Origin of the sequence: Streptomyces xinghaiensis S187 (assembly GCF_000220705.2) — a bacterium.
GTDB classification, from domain to species: Bacteria; Actinomycetota; Actinomycetes; order Streptomycetales; family Streptomycetaceae; genus Streptomyces; species Streptomyces xinghaiensis.
The window spans coordinates 7,100,608-7,119,840 of the sequence record NZ_CP023202.1; the positions used below are offsets into that span (position 1 = coordinate 7,100,608).

Sequence of the window (19,233 nt, forward strand, 5' to 3'; positions counted from 1 at the left end):
TGACGGCCGGGCACCAGGTGAGGGGGGTCGGAGCTGCCGGGACGGCGAAGGGCGTGGGTTGGGCGACCTCCCGGCTCGGAACCGGGTTCAGGACAGACCTGCCGTGCGGTGTCAGCTCCGGGGACGGGTATCGGGGAGTTCCCCCACGGCGCACCGGACGCCCAGACGCCATCCCTCGGCCATTTCCGAGCGCCATCGCGCGCGGATCACCTGGGGGACGTCTACGCCGAGGTGGGTGCGCGATGCATCGGGGAACTGGTCGACCGGCTCGGGGTCTCGCACAGGTGCGGTGATGGCGGCGACGGCTTCGGCGGTGGAGGCGGCCGGACCCCACTCGTAGTCGGGGCCTGGGCCGGTCAGCTTCCATACGGGCTCTCCGCCCATCTGAAGGGTGTAGCGCAGCTCCCAGGTGAGGCCCTGGTGCGTGACGGTGTGCGTGATTGCGCTTCCGGGCTTCGTGCTGCCGTCGAAGGTGACGCCGGCGGATGCCAGGGCGGAGCGGAGTTCCTCGGTGAACTCCTCGGGAATGGCACGGGGCAGGACGGACACGGGGAACCTCCTTCGGTGGGTGCGGAGGACGCCGGGGTACGTCCCGGCGGGGAGCGGCAGAGGGAGAGAAGAGCACGCAGAGGCGATCAGCAGGGCAGACGTCACCCGCCCGCCCTTGCCCTACGAACTTGAGCGGAATCAATAATAGTGGATATTCGTCGGAGGTGAACCCCCGTCTGACCTGGGCATTTATGCCATGGGTGCAGTGTCGGGCGGAGGTCTCAGGCTTTGTCTGAGCGTTCGTTGGCGATCTGTGCCGGTGAACTGCTCCACTACTGGCTTATGCCAGGAGGCCGGCAAGGGCGGCGGTGCAGGTGGCCGCGAGGGTGAGCACTGCGATGAAGGCGGCGGCGGCGCGGGTGAGGGCGGCTGGGTAGGTGGCGCCGTCCAGGCGGGCGAGTTTGCCCGCGCCGGCGGCGGCCAGCAGCGCCAGAATCATCACAACGGCGGCGGTGAGCAGAATGAGAGCGAGACCGGACACGGCAGACTCCAGGAAGACGGCGAGGCGTTGACGTTGTCGAAGGTCCCGGAATCGCTGTGCGCCGTGGTCCGACCAGGCAAAGATGAACACTTGCGAACACACCAAGGTCGGGGCGGGCACGTGCTGGATGGGCAGACTGAGCGCGATGCGGCGCTCACCGAATTCCGCATGCGGTTGGCCGACGGGCTGGCCCGCGCTCGGCTGACCAAGACTCAGCTGGCTGCCCGGGCGGAGCTGGGGCGCACGACCGTGCAGCAAGCCTTCCAAAGCGGCGCTTCCGCACCGTCGGACCAGACAGTGGCGGCCCTGGCCCGCGCGTTGAGCCTGTCGGAAGGGGAGTTGCTGGAGTTGCGGCGGATGGCCGCCGGGGAGGACGGCTCCAGGCCCGAGGACCAGGTACTGGGCAGACCGATTACCGGATGGGACCCGCACGATCTGGAGGTCCACCCTGCTGGCACCGGCCCGGGAGGGCCTCAGCCTGGCACGAGGGCGGGACGGCCGCTGCCCGGCTACGTTCCCCGCGAGCACGACCAAGTGCTGGCCCACGCAGTGGAGGACGCCGCGCGGGGCCGTACCCGGATGGTGGTGCTGGTCGGCACATCCTCCACCGGCAAGACACGGGCCTGCTGGGAAGCCATCCAGCCGCTGGCCAACGCCGGATGGCGGTTGTGGCACCCCTTCGACCCCACCCGGGCCCAGGCCGCGCTGGCCGACCTGCACCGCGTACAGCCGCGCACGGTGGTGTGGCTCAACGAGGCCCAGCATTACCTCGGCGACCCTGCATGCGGTGAGGAAATCGCCGCCGCCGTGCACGCCCTGCTCACCACACCCGGACGCGGACCGCTCCTGATCCTGGGCACGCTGTGGCCCGAGTACGCCGACCGCTACACAGCCCTGCCCGCACCCAGCGCTCCGGATCCACACAGCCGGGTACGGGAGCTGCTGGCCGCACGTACCGTTCCCGTCCCCGACACCTTCGACCAGCAGGCGCTGCGCGCTGCGGCCGACCTGGCCGCGGGCGGTGATGTCCTACTGGCCGACGCCCTCACCCGCGCCCGCACCGATGGACGCCTGGCCCAGGACCTGGCCGGTGTACCAGAGCTGCTGCGCCGCTACCAGCAGCCCAGCACGCCAGCGGCCAAGGCACTACTGGAGGCGGCAATGGACGCCCGCCGCTTGGGGGTCGGCCTGCACCTCCCCCAGGAATTCCTGATCGACGCCGCGACCGACTACCTGACCGACCACGACCTCGCCGAGCTGCCCGAGGACTGGGCGGAAGCGGCCTTCGCCGACCTGGCCCGCCCCGTCCATGGCAAGCAGGCCCCCCTGCGACCCGCAAGGCGGCCCGCGCGCCGGCCTCCAAGCGGACCGACCCAACCCGACACGCGATCTTCGGGGCCGGGGGCGGTGTTCCGACTGGCCGACTACCTCGAGCAGCACGGCCGCGTCACCCGCAGGCGGCTGTGTCCCCCCGCCTCCTACTGGCACGCCGCCCATACCCACCTCACCCACCCCGACGACTTGTACAAGCTCGCTGCCGAGGCCCACGCACGGCACCGGCTGCAGTGGGCCCACCACCTGCGCCACCAAGCCGCCGTTGCTGGGTCCCCCATCGCCCTGGCCGACTTGGCGCGGATGCGGGAGAAGGCGGGGGACCGGGAGGGTGCTGAGCTTCTTGCCCGGCAGGCGGCCGACGTCGGCGACCCTTCCGCCCTGGCCGACTTGGCGCGGATGCGGGAGAAGGCGGGGGACCGGGAGGGTGCTGAGCTTCTTGCCCGGCAGGCGGCCAGCGCCGGGGACCCCTCCGTCCTGGCCGACTTGGCGTGGCAGCGACATGAGGCCGGAGCCATCGAGAGCGCCGAGACCCTCTACAGGCGGGCGGCCGACGCCGGCTACACCTCCGCTTTTACCCACCTGGCGCGGATGCGGGAGGAGGTGGGGGACCGGGAGGGTGCTGAACATCTGGCCCGGCAGGCGGCGGACGCCGGCGACACCTTCGCTCTGGCCGACTTGGTGCGGATGCGGGAGGGTGCGGAGGATCGGGAGGGTGCGGAGCTTCTAGCCCGGCAGGCGGCCGACGCCGGCGACCCCTCCAGCCTGGCCGTCTTGGTGCGGATGCGGGAGAAGGCGGGGGATCGGGAGGGTGCGGAGCTTCTAGCCCGGCAGGCGGCCGACGCCGGCGACCCCTCCAGCCTGGCCGTCTTGGTGCGGATGCGGGAGAAGGCGGGGGATCGGGAGGGTGCGGAGGCTCTCGCCCGGCAGGCGGCCGACGCCGGCTTCCCCTTCACCCTGGGCACCTTGGCGCGCATGCGGGAGGTGGCAGGGGATCGGGAGGGTGCGGAGGCTCTCGCCCGGCAGGCGGCTGACGCCGGCGATCTCTCCGCCCTGGGCACCTTGGTGCGGATGCGGGAGAAGGCGGGGGATCGGGAGGGTGCGGAGCTTCTAGCCCGGCAGGCGGCCGACGCCGACGACCTCTCCGCCCTGGCCATCCTGGCGCGGATACGAGAAAGGTCGGGAGATCGGGAGGGTGCGGAGCTTCTTGCCCGGCAGGCGGCCAGCGCTGGTTCCTCCTTCGCTCTGGCCGACTTGGCGCGGATGCGGGAGGGGGCGGGGGATCGGGAGGGTGCGGAGCTTCTCGCCCGGCAGGCTGGCGCTAGTTCCTCCTTCACCCTGGCTACCTTGGTGCAGATGTGTGAGGGGGCGGGGGATCGGGAGGGTGCTGAGCTTCTTGCCCGGCAGGCGGCCAGCGCTGGTTCCTCCTACGCTCTGGCCGACTTGGCGCGGAAGTGTGAGGAGGCGGGGGACCGGGAGAGGGCTGAGATCCTCGCCCGGCAGGCGGCTGATGTCGGTGACTTCTCCGCCGTGGCCGCCTTGGCGCGGATGCGGGAGGGGGCGGGGGATCGGGAGAGTGCGGAGCTTCTTGCCCGGCAGGCGGCCAGCGCTGGTTCCTCCTACGCTCTGGCCGACTTGGCGCGGAAGTGTGAGGAGGCGGGGGACCGGGAGAGGGCTGAGATCCTCGCCCGGCAGGCGGCTGATGTCGGTGACTTCTCCGCTCTGGCCGCCTTGGCGCGGATGCGGGAGGGGGCGGGGGATCGGGAGAGTGCGGAGCTTTTCGCCCGGCAAGCCATAGACGCTGGCCACACCTTCATCCTTTCGTTTGCCCCAAGTGACGGGGCAACCCTTGAAGGCCTGTGGCCGAACGGGCTGGATCCGGACGGCACGCCTACCCTTCCCTGGCAGTAACTAAGCTCCCAGAAAGTACTTCGCGCGGCGACTTGCCTTACAGGAACCGTTTGAACAGGGAAGAAGTCCAGAACGTCGGCGGCGCGTGCGCTGCGTGCGAGGCGCTTGAGCGCGCACGGTGAGGATGACGGGCGTCTCGGGGCGGCCTCCTTGAACTGGTGGGCCAGCACGAACGCCTTCTCCAGCTCGGGCCGGACCTTCACCCGGGTGTTGATCTGCGCGCCCTGCGCGCTCCTGGATGCATCATCGCGCTAACAGTGTGGCGTTGTCAGCGTGGTGCTGTGTAGGGAGCCTGGGGACATGACGAACACCGACAAGCCCCTGCGCCCGATCCGGCCAGTCCCCTACGTGATGGATGAGGACCAAGCCCAGCTGCTCGCCCGGCTTTCCGCCGACTATGCCGATGACCTCCCGCAGATCCGTGAGCGTGCCCCGCACGCATCGATCACCGCACTCCTGCATGCGGTTCACGCTCACCAGGCACAGCGCGTGTTCGCATGCGATCCGCGTTGGAGGGAGACCGCGGGCATTACCGAGGTGCCCGAAGACCGTGCGGACGACGTAGCCGCCGCGCTCGCGCTGCTCCAAGTCGCCCGCGACGACTTGGAGGGCTTGGAGGCCGCTCTGCTGCTGGGCGCTCGTACGGCCAGTACCCGCACGGGCAAGCCGCTGCTGACGTTCAAGCAGATCGCCGCCGCTCTCGGTGTGGAGTCCGAGCAGGCCGCGCAGGGCCGCTACCGTCGGAAGGTCGGCACGCCGAACGCCACGGCGTCGGGCATCGACGGCACCCCGTAGCAACGCCCGGCGGCGCCCGCCTCACACACACCCTGTGGCGAAGACAAGCTTCTCGGCGGAGGCCGGCTTCGGCACGGAGTCGATCTCGATCACGAAGTTCGGCCCGCTCGGAATCCAGACCACCACGTCGGCCCACCCGTAGCGGCCCTTACCGCCCGGTCCCACGGGCAGCCGCAGTTCCTTGTAGACACGGGAGAAGGGTGCCAGCGGGCTATCGCGCACCAGTTCGTCCTTGAAGGAGACACGACCCGGGTCAAAACTCGCGTGACGTCGGCGGTGGTGGGCGTCCCGTGTCCCTTGGCGCGGTCGGCGGCAACAGCCTCAGCGGCGCGCTGCAACCAGTCGGTGAGGATCTCCCCCAGGAGCCAGGCCATGTTCTCCAGGGTCTCCTTGTCCACCCTGCGGGCCGCGCGCTCCAGGCTCGCCGCCTTCGGGCCCAGCCCGTACCGGGCCAGCGCGGCCAGTCGGTTCGGCGGTCAGAGTGCCGACGTCTGCGGATCGTGACGCCGATGTGATGGTGGTCAGCCTGCCGTGGTCACCGAACCGGTCAGGGCCCGCCGGTGAGCTGATGCCGACCTGCCGGACCCACCCCTGGGACCGGCGAACCGGCATCCGGGATACCCGTCCCGGTCTCTACAAGGGGACTGCATGAAGATCACTGCACTGGCGCGCGGAACCGGCGTCGTGGCGACCGCCGGCGCGCTACTGCTCGGTGGCACGCTCGCCACGGCGCCCGTCGCTCACGCCGTGGGCAGCGAGCGCTGCACGAAGAACGTCACCAACCACTGGCGGACCGTCAACAACCTCGCCGATGCCACCGTCCGCTCCGGACCGGGAACGATGTACAAGAAGCGCTACCAGCTGTACTTCGGCGACCACTTCAAGGCCTACTGCAGCGCGAGGAACCAGTACGGCAACCTCTGGTATTACGGCATGGACCCGCTCAAGCGGAAGGGCTGGATCTACGCCGACCGCACCGGAAAGGGCCGGTACTGACCCCGCCCGCACCGCGGGCAACGGACGCCATCTGAAACGCCGACAGCCGTTCCAACTCTCCGCAGCGGCCAGCCGCCGCACCGCTCAAGCCGCCCGCCGGGGCCTTCCCCTCGCCCCGGCGGGTTCAGCTGTTTCCGGCCCTGCGTACAGGGCGCGGCTGATCTGCAAGGAGTTCGGCGATCAGCTCCTCGGTCTCCGGCTCCAGGTCAAGGTCGTAGTGCCGCATGACCTGCTGGAGACGGGTGATAGCCGTGTGCAGTCCGCTGCGGCTGCCAGCCGCGTGCTCCACGAGCATCCAGCCGCGGTAGAGCACCTCAGCGGTCTCCTCGCACTCGATACCCACGGCCAGAGCGCGCCGGGCGGCGTCCAGGTCCTGGTCCGGGCCGGGAGCCCGCCGGTAGAGCGCCACGGTGTGCGCAACGTCGACGATCCGCGAAATCATCTCCTGCTGCAGGGGGGCGGCCCAGGCCGGGGGGCGGCTGCCGAAAGGACGGCCCCGCACCAGCGCCAGGGCGTTCTCCAGATGGGGGAGCCCGGCCGGGCCGGCTTTCAGTCCCCGGGAGGCGAGCCGGCGGAATGCGTCCCAGTCGCACCGTACGGCCGGGTGCAGCCGGTACGGGTCGCTGCCGCTGGAGCGTCGGGGCACGTACGGGAGACCCTGGGGGTCGGTGCCGAGCCGGGACCGCAGCCCGTGCATGCGGGAGGTGAGAGTCGAGGTGGACCAGGGATTGACCGGGTCCATCGCCTCACACACCGCGCCGGCGTCCCGCCCCGGGCGGAAGTACAGCAGCGCGGCCAGGGCCGCGAGCCGCGGGCCGTGGCCGGTGGTGCCCAAGCCGGGGACCTCCAGCGGCCCCAGCACCCGGATCTCCGGGGAGTGCAGATCCACCGGCTCCGCGGCGGGCTTGTCCGCACCGGAGCCCTCCCTCGCGGCCGCGGCGGCGTCCTCACGGCCGGGAACGGCTCCCGAAGCGCCGGGCGTTCCCGGCGTATCACCGGGGTCGGCCGCCGACTGGGCCTGGTCATCGCCCGGCGCCGCAGGGGCGGGCAGCAACCGGAGTGCGGACGGGTCCTGGACGGCGGCCAGCAGCGCGGGCGCGGCATCTCCCTGCAGGCCACCGCCCTCCCCGCTGCCCTCCCGGCCGGGGTCGGGCGCCGGACGGGAGGAGGGAGAGGAGGGCGTCGCCGTCCGGGCGGGCTCGCTGGGGACATGCTGCCAGTCGCCGGTGGCCGGCCGGGCCGGTTCCTCGGCGACCGCGAGGGTGGCGACCAACTGCCGGTAAACGTCGGCCTCCACCCGCTGCAACTGCACCCGGGCCCCGAGGACCTGAACGTGCTGCGCCTCCCGGGCATCCGCGCGGAGGACCTCCGCGGCGCGCAGCAGCGAAGCCGTCTCGCGGGCGGGCAGGACCACCGCGACCGGCAGCGAGCGGGCGGCCTCCAGCGCTTCCGCCAACTGCCAGGCCTCGTCAGCCTCGGCGCGGGTGGCGCAGATCAGCATCCACGGCAGCACACCGCCGGGATCCTGCTCCTGGTGAGCCTCGAGCATCCGCTCACCCAGATCCCGTACGGCGGCGCCGAGGGAGGGCACATGCCGGACCCGGGCGGCGGGCAGCAGCCGGGGCAGCTCGGCCCCGCAGCCGGTGACGAGGATCTCCGCCTGGTCCGCCCACGGGCTCATGCCCGCCTCCAGCACCACCGCCGTGCACACCTCCTGGACCGCCTCCTCGGGCCCCTCCAGGAGAACGGCGCCGGCCTGGGGCAGATTCACCAGGTACAGGCTGCCGTCCTCGCCGCTGCCCACGGTCACCAGACCCGGATACGGCGCCGCGACGTCGCGGGCCTCCTCCGCCGGCAGCAGCCGCTCGCGGTCGGTGAGGGTCCACCAGCCGTCCTCGCCCGGCCCGAACGGGGGCAGCGGCGCAGCGGTCAGGTCCTCGGGCAGGATCTCCACCGTCGCCGCGGTGACCCGGGCCCCGCGCAGCCCGGGCAGCTCCTCTGCGCCGTCGGCAACGACGTGGTGGGCCAGCGTCCGCAGGGCCCGGTCCAGGAACTCGGTGGTGGCCTGGTCGGCGCTGGTGGTCAGCGCCTGCTCCAGGCGGCTGGTCTCGGCCGGCATGGCGATCGTCTCGCCCGGCTTGCGGCGGCGCTGCTGCAGGATCCGTTTCAGGGCGATCCCGGCGACCAGGACCGAGGCCAGGAGTACCCCGATGCCGCCCAGGACCCGGCCGCTGATCCCGCCCTCGTCGGCACTGTCGTCCGGCCGGTCCGCTTCCGGCGCGCCCCGGGACTCCTGCGGGTCCGGCGGAGCGGGGCGGCGGCTTTCCTGGCCGCCGCCGACCTCGGGGCCGGCCCCGTCGCGCGGCTGCCCCGGCCCCTGCGGTGTGGTCTCGGCGCCGGCCTCTGCCCCGCCGCCGTCCTTGCTTCCATCCTCACCGGTGCCCTCCGCCGAGGGAGGGGCCTCGGGAGCGGGCGGACCGGAGGGGACGTCCTGTGGCGGGGAGCCGTCGTCGCGGCGTGGTGGCCGGTCGTGTTGGCCCGGGCCGCCGGGTTTCGCCGATGCGGGGAGGTCGAGCTCTTGGCCGGGATAGATGCGGTCCGGGTCGGTGAACACCTTGCCGCCGGGCTGCGGTTCACCTCGGTTCTCCTCGAAGATCTGCGGCCACCGGCTGGCATCGCCCAGCTCGCGCTCGGCGATCCCGGAGAGACTGTCGCCCGGCCGCACCGTCACACTCTCCGCCGTGCGGCCGCCCTGCGGGGCCGGCCCGCTGTCGGGCAGGTGCAGGACCCAGCCGGGCTGGAGGAACTCATCCGCGCTGAAGAGCGCGCCGTCGGGCATGGTGCGCCCCGCGTTGGCGTCCGCGATCTCCACCCACCGCTCACCGTCGCCCAGCTCCCGCTCGGCGATCGACCACAATGACTCGGCCGGGCGCATCTCCCGCACGGTGTAGAGACGCTGCTGAGGTTCCGCCTCCCGCACCCTGTTCTGCCGCTCTTGCTGGTCTTCCGGCTGGGGAGGGTCGGCGGCGGGGGAGTGCGGCTCGGCGGCCGCGGCTGCGGGGGCTGGTGTGGCCAGCGCGGTGCCGGCCGGCAGCAGCATCAGGATGCCGCCCACCAGGGTGGCGGCCGCACGGCGGTTGAGAGCCCAGCCCCCCGGGGCCCGGGTGCGGCCCCGGAGCTGGGCGGGGATCTCGGCGGCGACACAGAAGACGAAGTGGGCCCAGCTCCCCCAGGCGACGGCCAGCAGCACCAGCAGGAACAGCCCACCGGTGTCCTGCCGGTCCAGCAGATGCACCAACTGGCCCTCGCTGCTGCGCCACAGCACCGGTGTCGCCCACGCCAGGAGTATCGGCAGACCGCCGACCGCGGCCAGGAGCAGCAGCAGGCTGCCCAGGCCGCGCAGGACAGTGGGCAGTGATCGCGGCCCGCGCGGGCGCGCCGGAGAGCGTGGGTGAGGTGTCATCAGGGGCCTTCCTGGGGAACGGCCACCCCGTGCAGGAGCGATGCCTGGCCGTGGCCGGAGACCGGCAGGGAGCCGATCCCCACCACGGTCAGGAACCGGGTGGCGTAGCTGGTGCGGGTGGTCACCGTCAGGTTCTTGCCGTTGCCGGAGACGGTGACACGGCCGGACACGCCGGCCCGGCGCAGATAGTTCTGGGCGGCGGCCCGGGCGGCGGCCGGGTCGGCGACGATCGCGTCGCCGGGGATGGCCTGCCCGGGGTCGATGGCCTGACCGCCGGCGCGGGCGGCTTCGGTGGCGACGGCATCGGCCCGTTCCATGGCGCGGAGTTTCCCGCCGCCGTCGACGACCAGGCCGATGATGGCCAAGAGGGCCACGACGCAGATGGCCACGAAAATCGCGACGCCTCCCTCATCGGACCGTGCGGCGCGGGTCATGTAGCGCATGGTCAGTTCTCCCGCTGCCGGTACTGGTCCACCACGCTGGTGAAGGAGGACTCCAGCGTCCGGGAGCCGGGCACCCCCGGCAGCAGCAGGTCGGACAGCCCCACGGTGCACCGGACGGTGACCGTGACCGTGCCGACCGTGCCGACGGGCACGGTCAGCCCGCTGGTGTCCACCCGGATACCGATGTCCGCGCAGTCCACCCCCTGGCCGGCCAGGGACTCCTCCGCGGCCGCGCGGGCGGCGCTCTGCGCTGCGCCGGCGCTCCGGGAGAGGGAAGCCTCCCGCGCCGCGTCCTCGGCCGCCGCGTCGGCTTTCGTCCCCGCCATGACGATGCGCCCGGCCGCCACGGCCGAACACAGGAACATGATCAGCAGGGGGGTGACGATCGCGGCCTGGATGGCCTCACTGCCCCGGTCCTCCCGCAAACGGCTCCTGATGTGCCTCACGGTCAACCCTCCGGGTTGGTCCAGCGCTCCACCGGGCCGGACGCGGACTGGGTGATGGTCAGGTCGGCAATGCCCGGCAGCATGGAGGGGGCCCGCCCGGAGACCTGGATCCGGATGCGCTGCCCGTCGCTGCCGGCCGTGGACACCGCCGCGCCCCGGAGGCTGTCCCCGGCGATGCGGTTCAGCACCGACCGGGCCCGGGCCGCCCCGTCACCGGGCCCGGCCCCGTAGGTGCGGGCCGCGGCCAGCCCTTCCCGGGCGGCGGTCAGGGCGATCTCCCGGGCGAAGTACCACTGGGAGGCCTGCACCACGGCGACCGTGACGATGATGACGAACGGGAACACGATCGCCATCTGCACGCTCGCATCGCCCCGGTCACCCCGGCACCTGCGTCGCAAGCGGCTCCAAGAGGCCATCAGATGCCAGACAGCTGGCCGTTGTACCGGGCGACGACCGCCGCGATGGTGCCGGCGATGGCCAGAGCACCGGCCGTGGCCGCGACCCAGATGATCACCGTGGTGATGCTGATGTCACCGCGATCCGGCTGGGCGCTGGCCACCTCCAGCCGCGTACGCAGCCGGGCCGGCACCGACACCAGCAGCGCGGCCAGGGCGTGGAGAAAAGCGGTGATGCGGTTCATGACGGTATTCCCTCCCGTAGGGGTGGTGGTCAGGTGGTGAGGATGCGGATCACAGCCGGGAAAGCGATCAGCAGCATGACCAGCACCGCCAGCAGCGCACCGGGGGCGGTCATCTTCTCGCTGTCCGCATTGGCCTCCGCGGCCTGAGCGGCCAGCAGCTCGGTGCGCAGCGTCCTGGAGCGGGCCTGCAGGGTGCTGTAGACGGCGGCGCCGTCCTGCGCGGACTCCCGCATGATCTCGGCGACGTCCTCCAGCACCGGCAGATCGAGCTCGCGCGTGAGGTCGTCCAGCGCCTGCCACGGCGGGGTCTTGTCCACCCGGGCCTGCAGCAGGGCCTGCTGCAGGCGCAGGAACGCCCATCCGCGGCCCACGGCGGCGGCCCGTTCCAGCGCTTCGGTCGGCCCGGAGTTCCCGGCCCGCTTCAGCGCGACCAGATCCAAATAGGCGGCGATGGCGTGCGCGAACTCCTCCCGCGCCCGCCGTGCCTGGTCCCTCACCGCCAGATTCGGGGTGACCCACAGCAAGGCGGCCACCCCCAGCGAGGCCGCGGCCGGGATGTAGAACGGCACCCCGATCCCCAGCAGTGTCCACGGGATGAACACCACGGCCGGCGCCAGCAGCCCCAGTCCGGCCAGCGCGGTCTTGATCAGCAGAAACCTCTCCGGGCTCTGCCCCAGCAGCGCCAGGTCCTTCCGCGGGATCCGCACGCCGGGCACGTCGCCGAGGTGCTGCAGCAGCCACTGGCCCCACACCTGGTCTCTGTCCCGCGGCTCCGGCCGCACCGCCCTCTGGTCCGAGCCCGCCGGGGTCCGGCGCAGTGCCGCGGCCAACGCGGGCTGGGGGCGCAGCAACTCCCGGGCCAGCACGGCGATCCCGGCGCCCACGGCAGCGCCGGCCACCACCAGCGGTGTGCTGCTCATCGCGCCTCCGCCGTTTCGGGCGGCGCGGGGGCCCGGACCCGGCTGCGCGGATCGTCCACGAGGAAGCGGGGGATCGGCCGGTAGTCGGCCAGGCTCCGCATCCATGCCAGGACCCCGACGAAGCCGGCGCACAGCAGCGCCAGCACGAGCTGGCCCAGCAGTGTGCCGTAGGGGGCGGTGTAGCCGGGGACGAGGAACCCGGCCGCCACCACCCCGATGGTGATGATCGTCATCCACCGCACCGTCGTCCGCGGCTTGGCCCGGTCGGCCTCGATGTGCCGCCGCTTGGCCACCTCCTCCCGCACCGACTCCGCGAGGTCTTCCAGGACCTGGGCCAGGCCCGGGCCGCGGTCGGACGCGGAGAGGATCAGCGCCGCGACGACCTTGTCCGCGGTCACGTCACCGAGCTGGTTGCCGAGTTCCCGCAGGGCATCGTCCGGTCGCCAGCCGACCTGGAGCCGGTCGGCCAGGTCCCCGATCGGCTCCTCCAGCTCGGCCGGGGCGCCCTTCCGGCTGTTGATCATTGCCTGTTCCAGGCCCATGCCCAGCCGCAGGAAGCCCGCCAGACGCTGGGTCCATTCCGCCAGCGCCTCCAGCTGCCCGATCCGTGCCGACGCCGACTTCGTCGGTGACAGCAGCCAGGGCACCCCGACCACGGCGAGCCCGGCCAGGACGGCACCCACGAACACCCCGGTCACCAGCCACACCACGGCCGCCGCCACACCCCCGGCCAGCAGCCGCCCCTGCCGCCGGGCCCGCTGGGCGGAGCTGCCGCCCCGCCCGGCCCGGGCCCGCCAGCGGGACAGCATCCCCGGGCGCGGAGGGGCACTGGTTCCGCGCAGGCCGAGCACCAGGCCGAGGACACCGCCGGAGACCGCCATGCCGCACACGGCGGCCAGCAACCACGTCACAAGGACCCCACCTTCAGCGCCAACGTCTGATCCCACGCCCCGTACGGCTGATCCAGCAGGTGCGGGGAGAACCCGGCACGACGCAGGTCCTCACTACACGCCGGGTGCATCCGCGGCACCGCGCGCGGCTCACCCTGCTCCGGGGCGGGAGCGAAGATCTCGTTGGTGGCGGGCCGGCCGTTCTCCCCCATCCCGGTCACCTCCAGTACGTGGGAGACGAACCGGTGCCGCTGCCCGCCGGTCTTCGTCTCGTCGATCAGGGAGACGTAGACGATGAAGTCCAGACCGTTCGCGATCTGCCGGTAGGCCAACTGCTCGGAGAGGTTGCCGTCGGCCAGCGCGTACAGCTCGGCGATCCGGTCGAAGACCACCTGAGGGCGGCGGGCGTGCAGGGTGCACAGATTGCCGCCCTTGCCGCTGGTCAGCGCCTGCATCATCGCCACGACCTCCGGGCCGCGCACCTCGCCGACGACCACCCGGGACAGCGACATCCGCAGCGCCGGGTGCAGCAGGTCCAGCAGCGTGATCTCACCGACCCCTCGGCCGTCCGGCCCGCGCTCGCCGTTGGACTCCCGCCCCTCCAAGGCGATGACCTGCCGGTGGTAGCTGTTGGTGTGTGCGAACAGCTCGAACTCGGTCTCCACCGTGGCGAACCGCTCGTCGGGGTCGAACTCCTTCAGCAGGGCCCGCAGCAGCGACGTCTTGCCCGCCGCCTGCTCCCCGGCGATCATCACGTTCTTCTCCGCACGGATACACGCCCGCAGGAACTGGGCCAGCGTCGTGTCCAGCGTGCCGAGTTTCACCAGCCCGTCCAGGTCGACGTCCCACACCCGGTGCCGGCGGATCGTCACATACGTCTTCGGGCTCACCCCCGTGAAGGCCTGCAGCCGCGACCCGTCGGGAAGCCGCAGCGCCAGCATGGGCCGCGCGGTGGACAGGGACCGCTCGCTCTGCCCTGAATTTCGCGCCAGGTCCTCCAGCAGCGCCAGGAGCTCCTCCTCGGAATCGGCGACCGGCTCAGCCCGCTCCCGCCGCCCGCCGCCGAAGTCCAGCCACACCTCCTCGTGCCCGTTGATGAAGATGTTCTCCACCCGCGGGTTGTCCAGGTGCGGCTGAAGCCGGCCGGCGCGGAACAGCAGATCGAACACCGTGCGGGCCAGCGCCGCGTCCTCGGCCGCAGATGGGCTCACCCCCCGCTCGGCGGCGACCGCGTCCGACCACACGGCGACGGCATCGTTGATCCACCTGCGGGCCTGCTGCTCCTGGCTGGCAGGGCTCATCGCCGGGTTGGCCTTGCGGGCCTGTGCCAGCTGCTTGCCCACCTGGGTCTTGATGTGGCGGGCCACCTGGTGGTCCACCGTCACCTGCGGCACCGCGGCACCGAGGACGCCCAGCCCGGCCGCGCCGGCCTGACCGTTCCCGTTTCCCGTCACCGCCGTGCGGGGGTCGTGCTGCCGGGGAGAGAGACTGCCGACGGCGCCCGGGACCACGGGGTTGGGGTGCAAGGGCCTACCGCGCACCGGTCACCTCCCCGCGGCCGCGCCGCGGGTCCAGCCGCGCCCGGCGCAGCGCGGCGCGCTGCAGCAGCGGGCCGACGGCACCCCTGGCCGACCGCATCAGGTCCGACTGGGTGAACCGCCGGGGCTGAGCGGCCCCGTCGGAGAGCACCCGGGCCAGCTCCGGCCGGTGCGGCAGCCGGGCGACCACCGGAGCCTTCAACACCTTCTCCACCTCCGAGGTGCGGTAGGGGCCTTCCTCGATGAGCAGCAGCCCCACGCCGCCGACCTGCTGTTCCAGCGCCGTCACGCGGGCCTGCGCCGACTGCAGGCCGCGCAGCGTGGAACGGGCGACCACGGCTACGGCGTCCGCGCGCTGGGCCAGCACCGCGGAGGCACCGAACGCGCCCCGCCGCCCCAAGTCGATGACCACGTCGTGCGGGTAGTCCGGGTGCCGCTCTATGCCGGTGAACAGGTCCGCGAGCGCCTCCCAGGCCGGAGCCATCCCGGCGGCCTGGGCCGGGTCGGTGAATCCGGGCAACACCAGCCGGTCCCGGGGCGGGTCCTGCACGCCTTCCCCGTCGGTCATGTCGATCAGCTGCCGCCAGAACGCCTCCGTCAGCTCCCCCTTGCGGGCCGCCAGGGAAAGGTTCTTCATCCCGTAGGTGTCGCCGAGGGCGCCGTGCAGGATGCCGTGCAGGACCGCACCGCCGTCCGGGTCACATTCGGCCATCACCACACGCCGGCCCGGCTGCAGAGGCCAGGTCATCAGCAGCGCCAGGGCGGTCGTGGTCACCCCTGGAGCGCCCGTGCAGCCCGCCAGGGCGATCACCGGCATCAGGAGCCGTCCCGGGAGTCGACGATCAGCCGCACGTTGCCACTCGAAGCCCAGGCAGCCAGCGCCGGAGCGTCGGTGGCGGGCGCCGCCACGTCCACCACGACCGTGCCGGTGCCGGGGGACGGCTCGCCGACCTTCACGACCTTCGCGGCGATGGTCGACGGCTGGGCGGTCGATTCCTCCGGTTCCTGATCGGGGCCGGGCACCTGCACGATCTGCACCGGCTGCCCGGGTGCGAGATCCGTGGCCGGCACCTGCTCGGGCTTGAGGCCGATCGGGACCAGGGCCTCCCCATCGGCGACCAGCGACGTATCAGTGACCTCGGCCGGCGACAGCAGCGATCCGGGGGTGAGCTCCACTGCCGCCCGCTTGCCGATCACGCTTTCCGCGGAGGTGACCGCCTTGACCGCGGGATCCAAGGCGATCGCCGCCCGCCCCAGGTCCCGCTCGGTGATCTGCTGGCCGACCGGCACCGGGCGTACCACGGTGACGACCTGTGTGCGCTGCCCGCTCTCCAGCCACAGCACCGCGCCGGCGGCGCCGCCCGCGGCGATCAGCGCCAGCGACAAGGCGATCATCCCGGGCCTGCGGCGGCGGCTGGAGACCTGCGGCGGCGCCACGGGGCCGCCGGCGGTGAACTGCGGGGGTACCGTCTCCCCTGGTCCGGGGTTCGCCGTCCGCTGCTCGGTCTTGCTCAACTTCTCGTCCTTTCCTGTGCCCCCAGCCGCCGGCGTCAGCCGAGCACCTGCACTTCGCCGACGGCGATCTCCACCTGCGACTCCCGGGTCTCGGTCAACTGCCCGCTCTGCCCGCCTCCTTGCCAGTCGATCCCCCATGTGGAAGTGGCGGTCACGGTGAACTTGTCTCCCGGCCGGGAAGCGGAGGTGGTGGTGTAGAGGTGACCGCAGTCGGGGGACTCGCGCTTGCCGTACGCGGGCTTGTAGGGGGTGCCCGGCTTGGTGCAGGTCACCGTGGTGCCGTCCCCCATGGACCACCGGATCGTAGAGACCTTCGCCGTGGCGGTCACCGTCACCGCTCCGGCGCTGGCGCTGGCCGTCACCGGCCCGAAGGTGTTCGGTGACCGGTTGATGTGCATCCAGACCGGCATGCCGACGGCGAACTTCCCCGACGCCTTCGGGCTGGCGATGTCCGGCCCGAGCAGTGTCATCTTCTTCACCGCTTCCAGGGCCAGCACCTCGGGGTCAACGGGCTGGGCCGCGCCCCCTGGCGGGGTGGCGAACCACTGGGTGAGGAAGCCGGCATCGTGGTTTGGGCAGTACGCGTCATAGATCGCGCCGTCCCCGGGGGAGCGCCCTTCCCACGCCGGGTCGCCGGCGGGAGGCTGAGGGTTGGCCAGTTGGTAGTAGCAGGAGGTCTTGCTGTCCCAGGAGCCAAACCCGTCCAGGTGGCAGGGCACCTCCTGGCCCGCGCCCCCGGTGGAGTCGTCACGGCAGGTCGGTTTGCCGCCGCTGTGGCCGCTCTGCCGGCTCCCGCCGCGGTCACCGCCCTTCTGCCCCGGCGTGGTCACCGTGTCCTCTGCGATGATCCGGCACGGGGAGCCGTCCGGCGGGCAGTACACCCTGCCCCCGTCGGCCTGCGCGGACCCGGACAGCACACTCACGGTGACCGCGCCGGCCAGCGGCAAGGCCACGGCCGCGCGCCTCAGCACGGCCGGTCCCGGTCCGCCAGTGCCTCGGTGACCACCCAGCGTTCTCCGATGGTCCGCAGTGAGGCGTTGACGATGTACCGCTTGGGCTGGTCCGGTGCTTCCACGCTCTTGCCCGTGGACTTGTTGACCGGTGTCAGCGACGCGTTGTCGAAGCAGACGACCAGCTTTGCCCGGTGCGGCTTCTGCTTCAGGTCGACGGTGGTCCGCTCCGCCTCGACCTTGGGCTTCCCCGTGGTGACGATGTCGTTCTGCAGATTGACGAACACCTCTTCCTTGACGCCCGCGAGGGCCTTCTCAGAGGCGTAGGTGCCGATGTCGCTGCCCTTCAGCGTTCCTTTGCTCGTCGCCTCCACCTTGGCGTTGACCATGCCCTGGTAGGCGTCGAACACTGCGGCCTCTGCCTCGACGACGGCGGCGTCGGGCGAGGGCGAGCTCTTGGTTGGTGAGGACGTGTTGCCGTTGTCGTCCGGCGTGTCCTTCTCCCCGCATGCGCTGGCCAGGAAGACCGCGGCCATGAGGGCCGCGGCCGTTGCGGTCCGGCGTGCCTGGTGGTGGTTCCTTCGTGCTGCTGGTGCTGTCCTTGCCACGGAGTCCCCCTACCGGGTTGCGGGCGGTGCCGGACAGCGGGCCGTCGCGCAGAGGCCGTGGGTCCGGCTCGCGAGCACCTACTGGATCCGGTCAAGACCCATGGTGCGTTTGTGTAGTCACTACGTTACGCATATGCCACTTGGTTTCCTACACCAGCCCCGGGCGCATCACGAGACAACACCCCGCCTACGCACAGGAGTTGTTGAAGAACTGTTGCAATGGCTGTGCCACACCGCCACGGGGCTGCCCCGGACGAACGCATGCACGATGGCCGGCCCCCGGCGGCGTGCGCCGCCGGGGAGGAGGGGGTGACAACCCCTCCATACCGGCCATCGGGCGGCCACCTGGCCCGCCTGGGAACCAACGATCCCTGGCCAGGCGCCGCAGCTCACGGTAACCGACCCTCGGCGCCGGGCCGGCGCGCTGCTCAGGAACGTCTTCGGGCCGCCGCCTGCTCGAGGAGACGTCGCCGTGTCCACTTTCGCCGCGGCGGGCCGCCGCGGGGATTGGGCTCGGTCGCGTCCGGCTCGCACAGCAAGGGCAGCCGGCCCTGTGCCAGCGAGCTGGAGAAGGAGTTGACGCTCGTGAACCCGAGGAGCGCAGCGGCCTGGGAGGCGCCCAGCAGCTCCCCGGGGTCGCCTTCGCTCGGCACCTGGGGGAGCGCGGATGTCCCCCGACCGCTGCCCTTGCGCCGGCCTTTGCCCGGGCGGGTGAGCACCCAGGTCAGCAGCGTGACCCGGAGCCAGCCCAGCCGCCTCCGCGGGTTCTCCGGAGTTCCGAGGACCTCGACGCTGTCAGGCTCAGGAAAGTAACCCGGGTGGTCGCGCAGGTAGGTGGTCACCTGGTTGGCGTTTTTGTATCCCAGGCACCGCGCCGCCTTGCTCGCGTTCAGCAGTTCGCCGGGAGGGCCGGCGACGAGGTCGGCGACGACGTCCTTCTGCCGCGAGACGTTGCTGTGGACCAGCGCCTCCGGTGTGCCGTCGTCGAGCCGTGACCGCAGGGCGTCGGGCCAGGCGGGATCAGTGGTGAGCTTCTCGATGACCCGCATGACCTCTGCGGGGACCGGGTCCCTGGGCTCCGACGGCATGGCGTCCCTCAATCATCCACCGCGGGTGCCCCTCGGCACCCCGCCCGCACATAATGGTGGATGATTGGGGTGGGTGTCTACCGCATGACGCGTTTCCAGCCTGCCGCTGGGGATTCCCCGGCCGGCCCTCGGCCGGACACCGGCAGCACAACCGCCCTTCCGTTACGGTTTGTGCGTAGGCCTTGGGGTCCTGTCACTGCTCCGCACACAGCCCTTGGCAGTGCTTGTTGAGGCCCCAAGCCTTACCGGCTGGGGCCTCAACTCTTGCTGGAAGTGATCCGGCGGTCGTACCGGCGGCGCCGGGCCGGGGCGGGCCGACCGATGGTCACTCCGGGATCAGACACACCCCGCGCCGGGCGGCACGGGCCGCGAGAGCGCCGTAGGCGAGGGCTGCGGGGGTGTTCTCCCACTCCCGCAGTACCAGGGGCGCGAGCAGCATCGGCCGGTCGGCGCCCGCCGGGGGCAGGCCGAGGCGGCGCAGTTCCTCGGCGAGTTGGGCATCCGTCAGCTCCGCATAGCGTGTGTGGACGGCGGCCCGGGTCTCTTCCAGGCCTTGGGAGTAGTGCTCGTGCCCTTGGTGCAGGATCTCCCGCAGTTCGACGGCGTCATCGGTGGCTTCGGCCAGGGCGAGGAGGTCCAGGAGGTGCTCGGTGGTGTAGCTCATCGGA

At 72.1% G+C, this 19,233-nt stretch carries 20 protein-coding genes; 3 read left to right on the forward strand and 17 right to left on the reverse strand.

Annotated elements, in window-relative coordinates:
- Window positions 1-111: 111 nt before the first annotated feature.
- Complete coding sequence (locus tag SXIN_RS30510) at window positions 112-549, reverse strand: hypothetical protein (protein ID WP_019712050.1); 438 nt, start codon at window positions 547-549, stop codon at window positions 112-114.
- Between the two features lie 280 nt (window positions 550-829).
- The gene (locus SXIN_RS32645) at window positions 830-1,030 is read right to left on the reverse strand and encodes a hypothetical protein (protein ID WP_019712051.1); all 201 of its coding nucleotides are present in this window, start codon (window positions 1,028-1,030) and stop codon (window positions 830-832) included.
- Window positions 1,031-1,150: 120 nt separating this feature from the next.
- Here SXIN_RS32645 and SXIN_RS30515 point away from each other — a divergent pair, with 120 nt between their 5' ends.
- Together SXIN_RS30515 and SXIN_RS30525 are read left to right on the forward strand one after the other, a co-directional pair.
- Window positions 1,151-4,273, forward strand: a complete 3,123-nt coding sequence (locus SXIN_RS30515; protein WP_238153903.1) for a hypothetical protein — start codon at window positions 1,151-1,153, stop codon at window positions 4,271-4,273.
- 300 nt (window positions 4,274-4,573) lie between these two features.
- Window positions 4,574-5,068 (forward strand): hypothetical protein, encoded by a 495-nt coding sequence (locus SXIN_RS30525; RefSeq protein ID WP_019712053.1) that lies wholly within the window; start codon window positions 4,574-4,576, stop codon window positions 5,066-5,068.
- 21 nt (window positions 5,069-5,089) lie between these two features.
- Here the strand turns inward: SXIN_RS30525 and SXIN_RS30530 are convergent, their stop codons facing one another.
- Window positions 5,090-5,290 carry a hypothetical protein gene (locus tag SXIN_RS30530; protein WP_019712054.1) on the reverse strand — a complete coding sequence of 67 codons (201 nt, stop codon included), beginning with the start codon at window positions 5,288-5,290 and terminating at the stop codon, window positions 5,090-5,092.
- Window positions 5,291-5,716: 426 nt separating this feature from the next.
- On the opposite strand from SXIN_RS30530, the gene SXIN_RS30535 reads away from it, so the two are divergent.
- Window positions 5,717-6,064, forward strand: coding sequence for a hypothetical protein (locus SXIN_RS30535; RefSeq protein WP_019712056.1), 348 nt, complete (start codon window positions 5,717-5,719; stop codon window positions 6,062-6,064).
- Window positions 6,065-6,188: 124 nt separating this feature from the next.
- Here SXIN_RS30535 and SXIN_RS30540 read toward each other — a convergent pair whose 3' ends face one another.
- The 14 genes from SXIN_RS30540 to SXIN_RS30605 all read right to left on the reverse strand — a co-directional run bounded on the left by SXIN_RS30540 (window position 6,189) and on the right by SXIN_RS30605 (window position 19,229).
- Window positions 6,189-9,527 (reverse strand): LysM peptidoglycan-binding domain-containing protein, encoded by a 3,339-nt coding sequence (locus SXIN_RS30540; protein ID WP_019712057.1) that lies wholly within the window; start codon window positions 9,525-9,527, stop codon window positions 6,189-6,191.
- On the reverse strand, window positions 9,527-9,961 hold the full coding sequence (locus SXIN_RS30545) for a TadE/TadG family type IV pilus assembly protein (RefSeq protein ID WP_095758272.1): 435 nt from the start codon (window positions 9,959-9,961) through the stop codon (window positions 9,527-9,529). Before SXIN_RS30545 ends, SXIN_RS30540 begins: the two co-directional genes overlap by 1 nt.
- Before the next feature lie 11 nt (window positions 9,962-9,972).
- A complete protein-coding gene (locus tag SXIN_RS30550; RefSeq protein WP_039824707.1) occupies window positions 9,973-10,416 on the reverse strand; it encodes a TadE/TadG family type IV pilus assembly protein in 444 nt (147 codons plus the stop codon).
- Window positions 10,417-10,418: 2 nt separating this feature from the next.
- Window positions 10,419-10,832 (reverse strand): TadE family protein, encoded by a 414-nt coding sequence (locus SXIN_RS30555; RefSeq protein ID WP_272951826.1) that lies wholly within the window; start codon window positions 10,830-10,832, stop codon window positions 10,419-10,421.
- Complete coding sequence (locus SXIN_RS30560) at window positions 10,832-11,056, reverse strand: hypothetical protein (RefSeq protein WP_019712061.1); 225 nt, start codon at window positions 11,054-11,056, stop codon at window positions 10,832-10,834. The genes SXIN_RS30555 and SXIN_RS30560 overlap by 1 nt, the downstream gene beginning before the upstream one ends.
- Before the next feature lie 29 nt (window positions 11,057-11,085).
- Window positions 11,086-11,976, reverse strand: a complete 891-nt coding sequence (locus SXIN_RS30565) for a type II secretion system F family protein (protein WP_019712062.1) — start codon at window positions 11,974-11,976, stop codon at window positions 11,086-11,088.
- Window positions 11,973-12,887 carry a type II secretion system F family protein gene (locus SXIN_RS30570; RefSeq protein ID WP_019712063.1) on the reverse strand — a complete coding sequence of 305 codons (915 nt, stop codon included), beginning with the start codon at window positions 12,885-12,887 and terminating at the stop codon, window positions 11,973-11,975. Before SXIN_RS30570 ends, SXIN_RS30565 begins: the two co-directional genes overlap by 4 nt.
- A complete protein-coding gene (locus SXIN_RS30575) occupies window positions 12,884-14,407 on the reverse strand; it encodes a TadA family conjugal transfer-associated ATPase (protein WP_039824710.1) in 1,524 nt (507 codons plus the stop codon). The genes SXIN_RS30570 and SXIN_RS30575 overlap by 4 nt, the downstream gene beginning before the upstream one ends.
- Window positions 14,397-15,221 (reverse strand): CpaE/TadZ family protein, encoded by an 825-nt coding sequence (locus SXIN_RS30580; protein WP_019712065.1) that lies wholly within the window; start codon window positions 15,219-15,221, stop codon window positions 14,397-14,399. The genes SXIN_RS30575 and SXIN_RS30580 overlap by 11 nt, the downstream gene beginning before the upstream one ends.
- Window positions 15,221-15,919: an SAF domain-containing protein gene (locus SXIN_RS30585; protein WP_019712066.1), complete on the reverse strand. Its 699-nt coding sequence runs from the start codon at window positions 15,917-15,919 to the stop codon at window positions 15,221-15,223. The genes SXIN_RS30580 and SXIN_RS30585 overlap by 1 nt, the downstream gene beginning before the upstream one ends.
- 35 nt (window positions 15,920-15,954) lie before the next feature.
- On the reverse strand, window positions 15,955-16,872 hold the full coding sequence (locus tag SXIN_RS30590; RefSeq protein ID WP_238153904.1) for an ATP/GTP-binding protein: 918 nt from the start codon (window positions 16,870-16,872) through the stop codon (window positions 15,955-15,957).
- A gap of 11 nt (window positions 16,873-16,883) precedes the next feature.
- On the reverse strand, window positions 16,884-17,477 hold the full coding sequence (locus SXIN_RS30595; RefSeq protein WP_157916367.1) for a hypothetical protein: 594 nt from the start codon (window positions 17,475-17,477) through the stop codon (window positions 16,884-16,886).
- Window positions 17,478-17,905: 428 nt separating this feature from the next.
- Window positions 17,906-18,565: a hypothetical protein gene (locus SXIN_RS30600; RefSeq protein ID WP_019712069.1), complete on the reverse strand. Its 660-nt coding sequence runs from the start codon at window positions 18,563-18,565 to the stop codon at window positions 17,906-17,908.
- A gap of 325 nt (window positions 18,566-18,890) precedes the next feature.
- Complete coding sequence (locus SXIN_RS30605) at window positions 18,891-19,229, reverse strand: hypothetical protein (RefSeq protein WP_019712070.1); 339 nt, start codon at window positions 19,227-19,229, stop codon at window positions 18,891-18,893.
- Window positions 19,230-19,233 lie beyond the last annotated feature (4 nt).

Excerpts from the sequence above, each read along its gene's own strand:
- SXIN_RS30560 (WP_019712061.1), bottom strand. The coding sequence starts at position 11,056 with ATGAACCGCATCACCGCTTTTCTCCACGCCCTGGCCGCGCTGCTGGTG.
- SXIN_RS30555 (WP_272951826.1), bottom strand. The coding sequence starts at position 10,832 with ATGGCCTCTTGGAGCCGCTTGCGACGCAGGTGCCGGGGTGACCGGGGC.
- SXIN_RS30525 (WP_019712053.1), top strand. The coding sequence starts at position 4,574 with ATGACGAACACCGACAAGCCCCTGCGCCCGATCCGGCCAGTCCCCTAC.
- SXIN_RS30580 (WP_019712065.1), bottom strand. The coding sequence starts at position 15,221 with ATGCCGGTGATCGCCCTGGCGGGCTGCACGGGCGCTCCAGGGGTGACC.
- SXIN_RS30565 (WP_019712062.1), bottom strand. The coding sequence starts at position 11,976 with ATGAGCAGCACACCGCTGGTGGTGGCCGGCGCTGCCGTGGGCGCCGGG.
- SXIN_RS30545 (WP_095758272.1), bottom strand. The coding sequence starts at position 9,961 with ATGACCCGCGCCGCACGGTCCGATGAGGGAGGCGTCGCGATTTTCGTG.
- SXIN_RS30535 (WP_019712056.1), top strand. The coding sequence starts at position 5,717 with ATGAAGATCACTGCACTGGCGCGCGGAACCGGCGTCGTGGCGACCGCC.
- SXIN_RS30605 (WP_019712070.1), bottom strand. The coding sequence starts at position 19,229 with ATGAGCTACACCACCGAGCACCTCCTGGACCTCCTCGCCCTGGCCGAA.
- SXIN_RS30600 (WP_019712069.1), bottom strand. The coding sequence starts at position 18,565 with ATGCCGTCGGAGCCCAGGGACCCGGTCCCCGCAGAGGTCATGCGGGTC.
- SXIN_RS30540 (WP_019712057.1), bottom strand. The coding sequence starts at position 9,527 with ATGACACCTCACCCACGCTCTCCGGCGCGCCCGCGCGGGCCGCGATCA.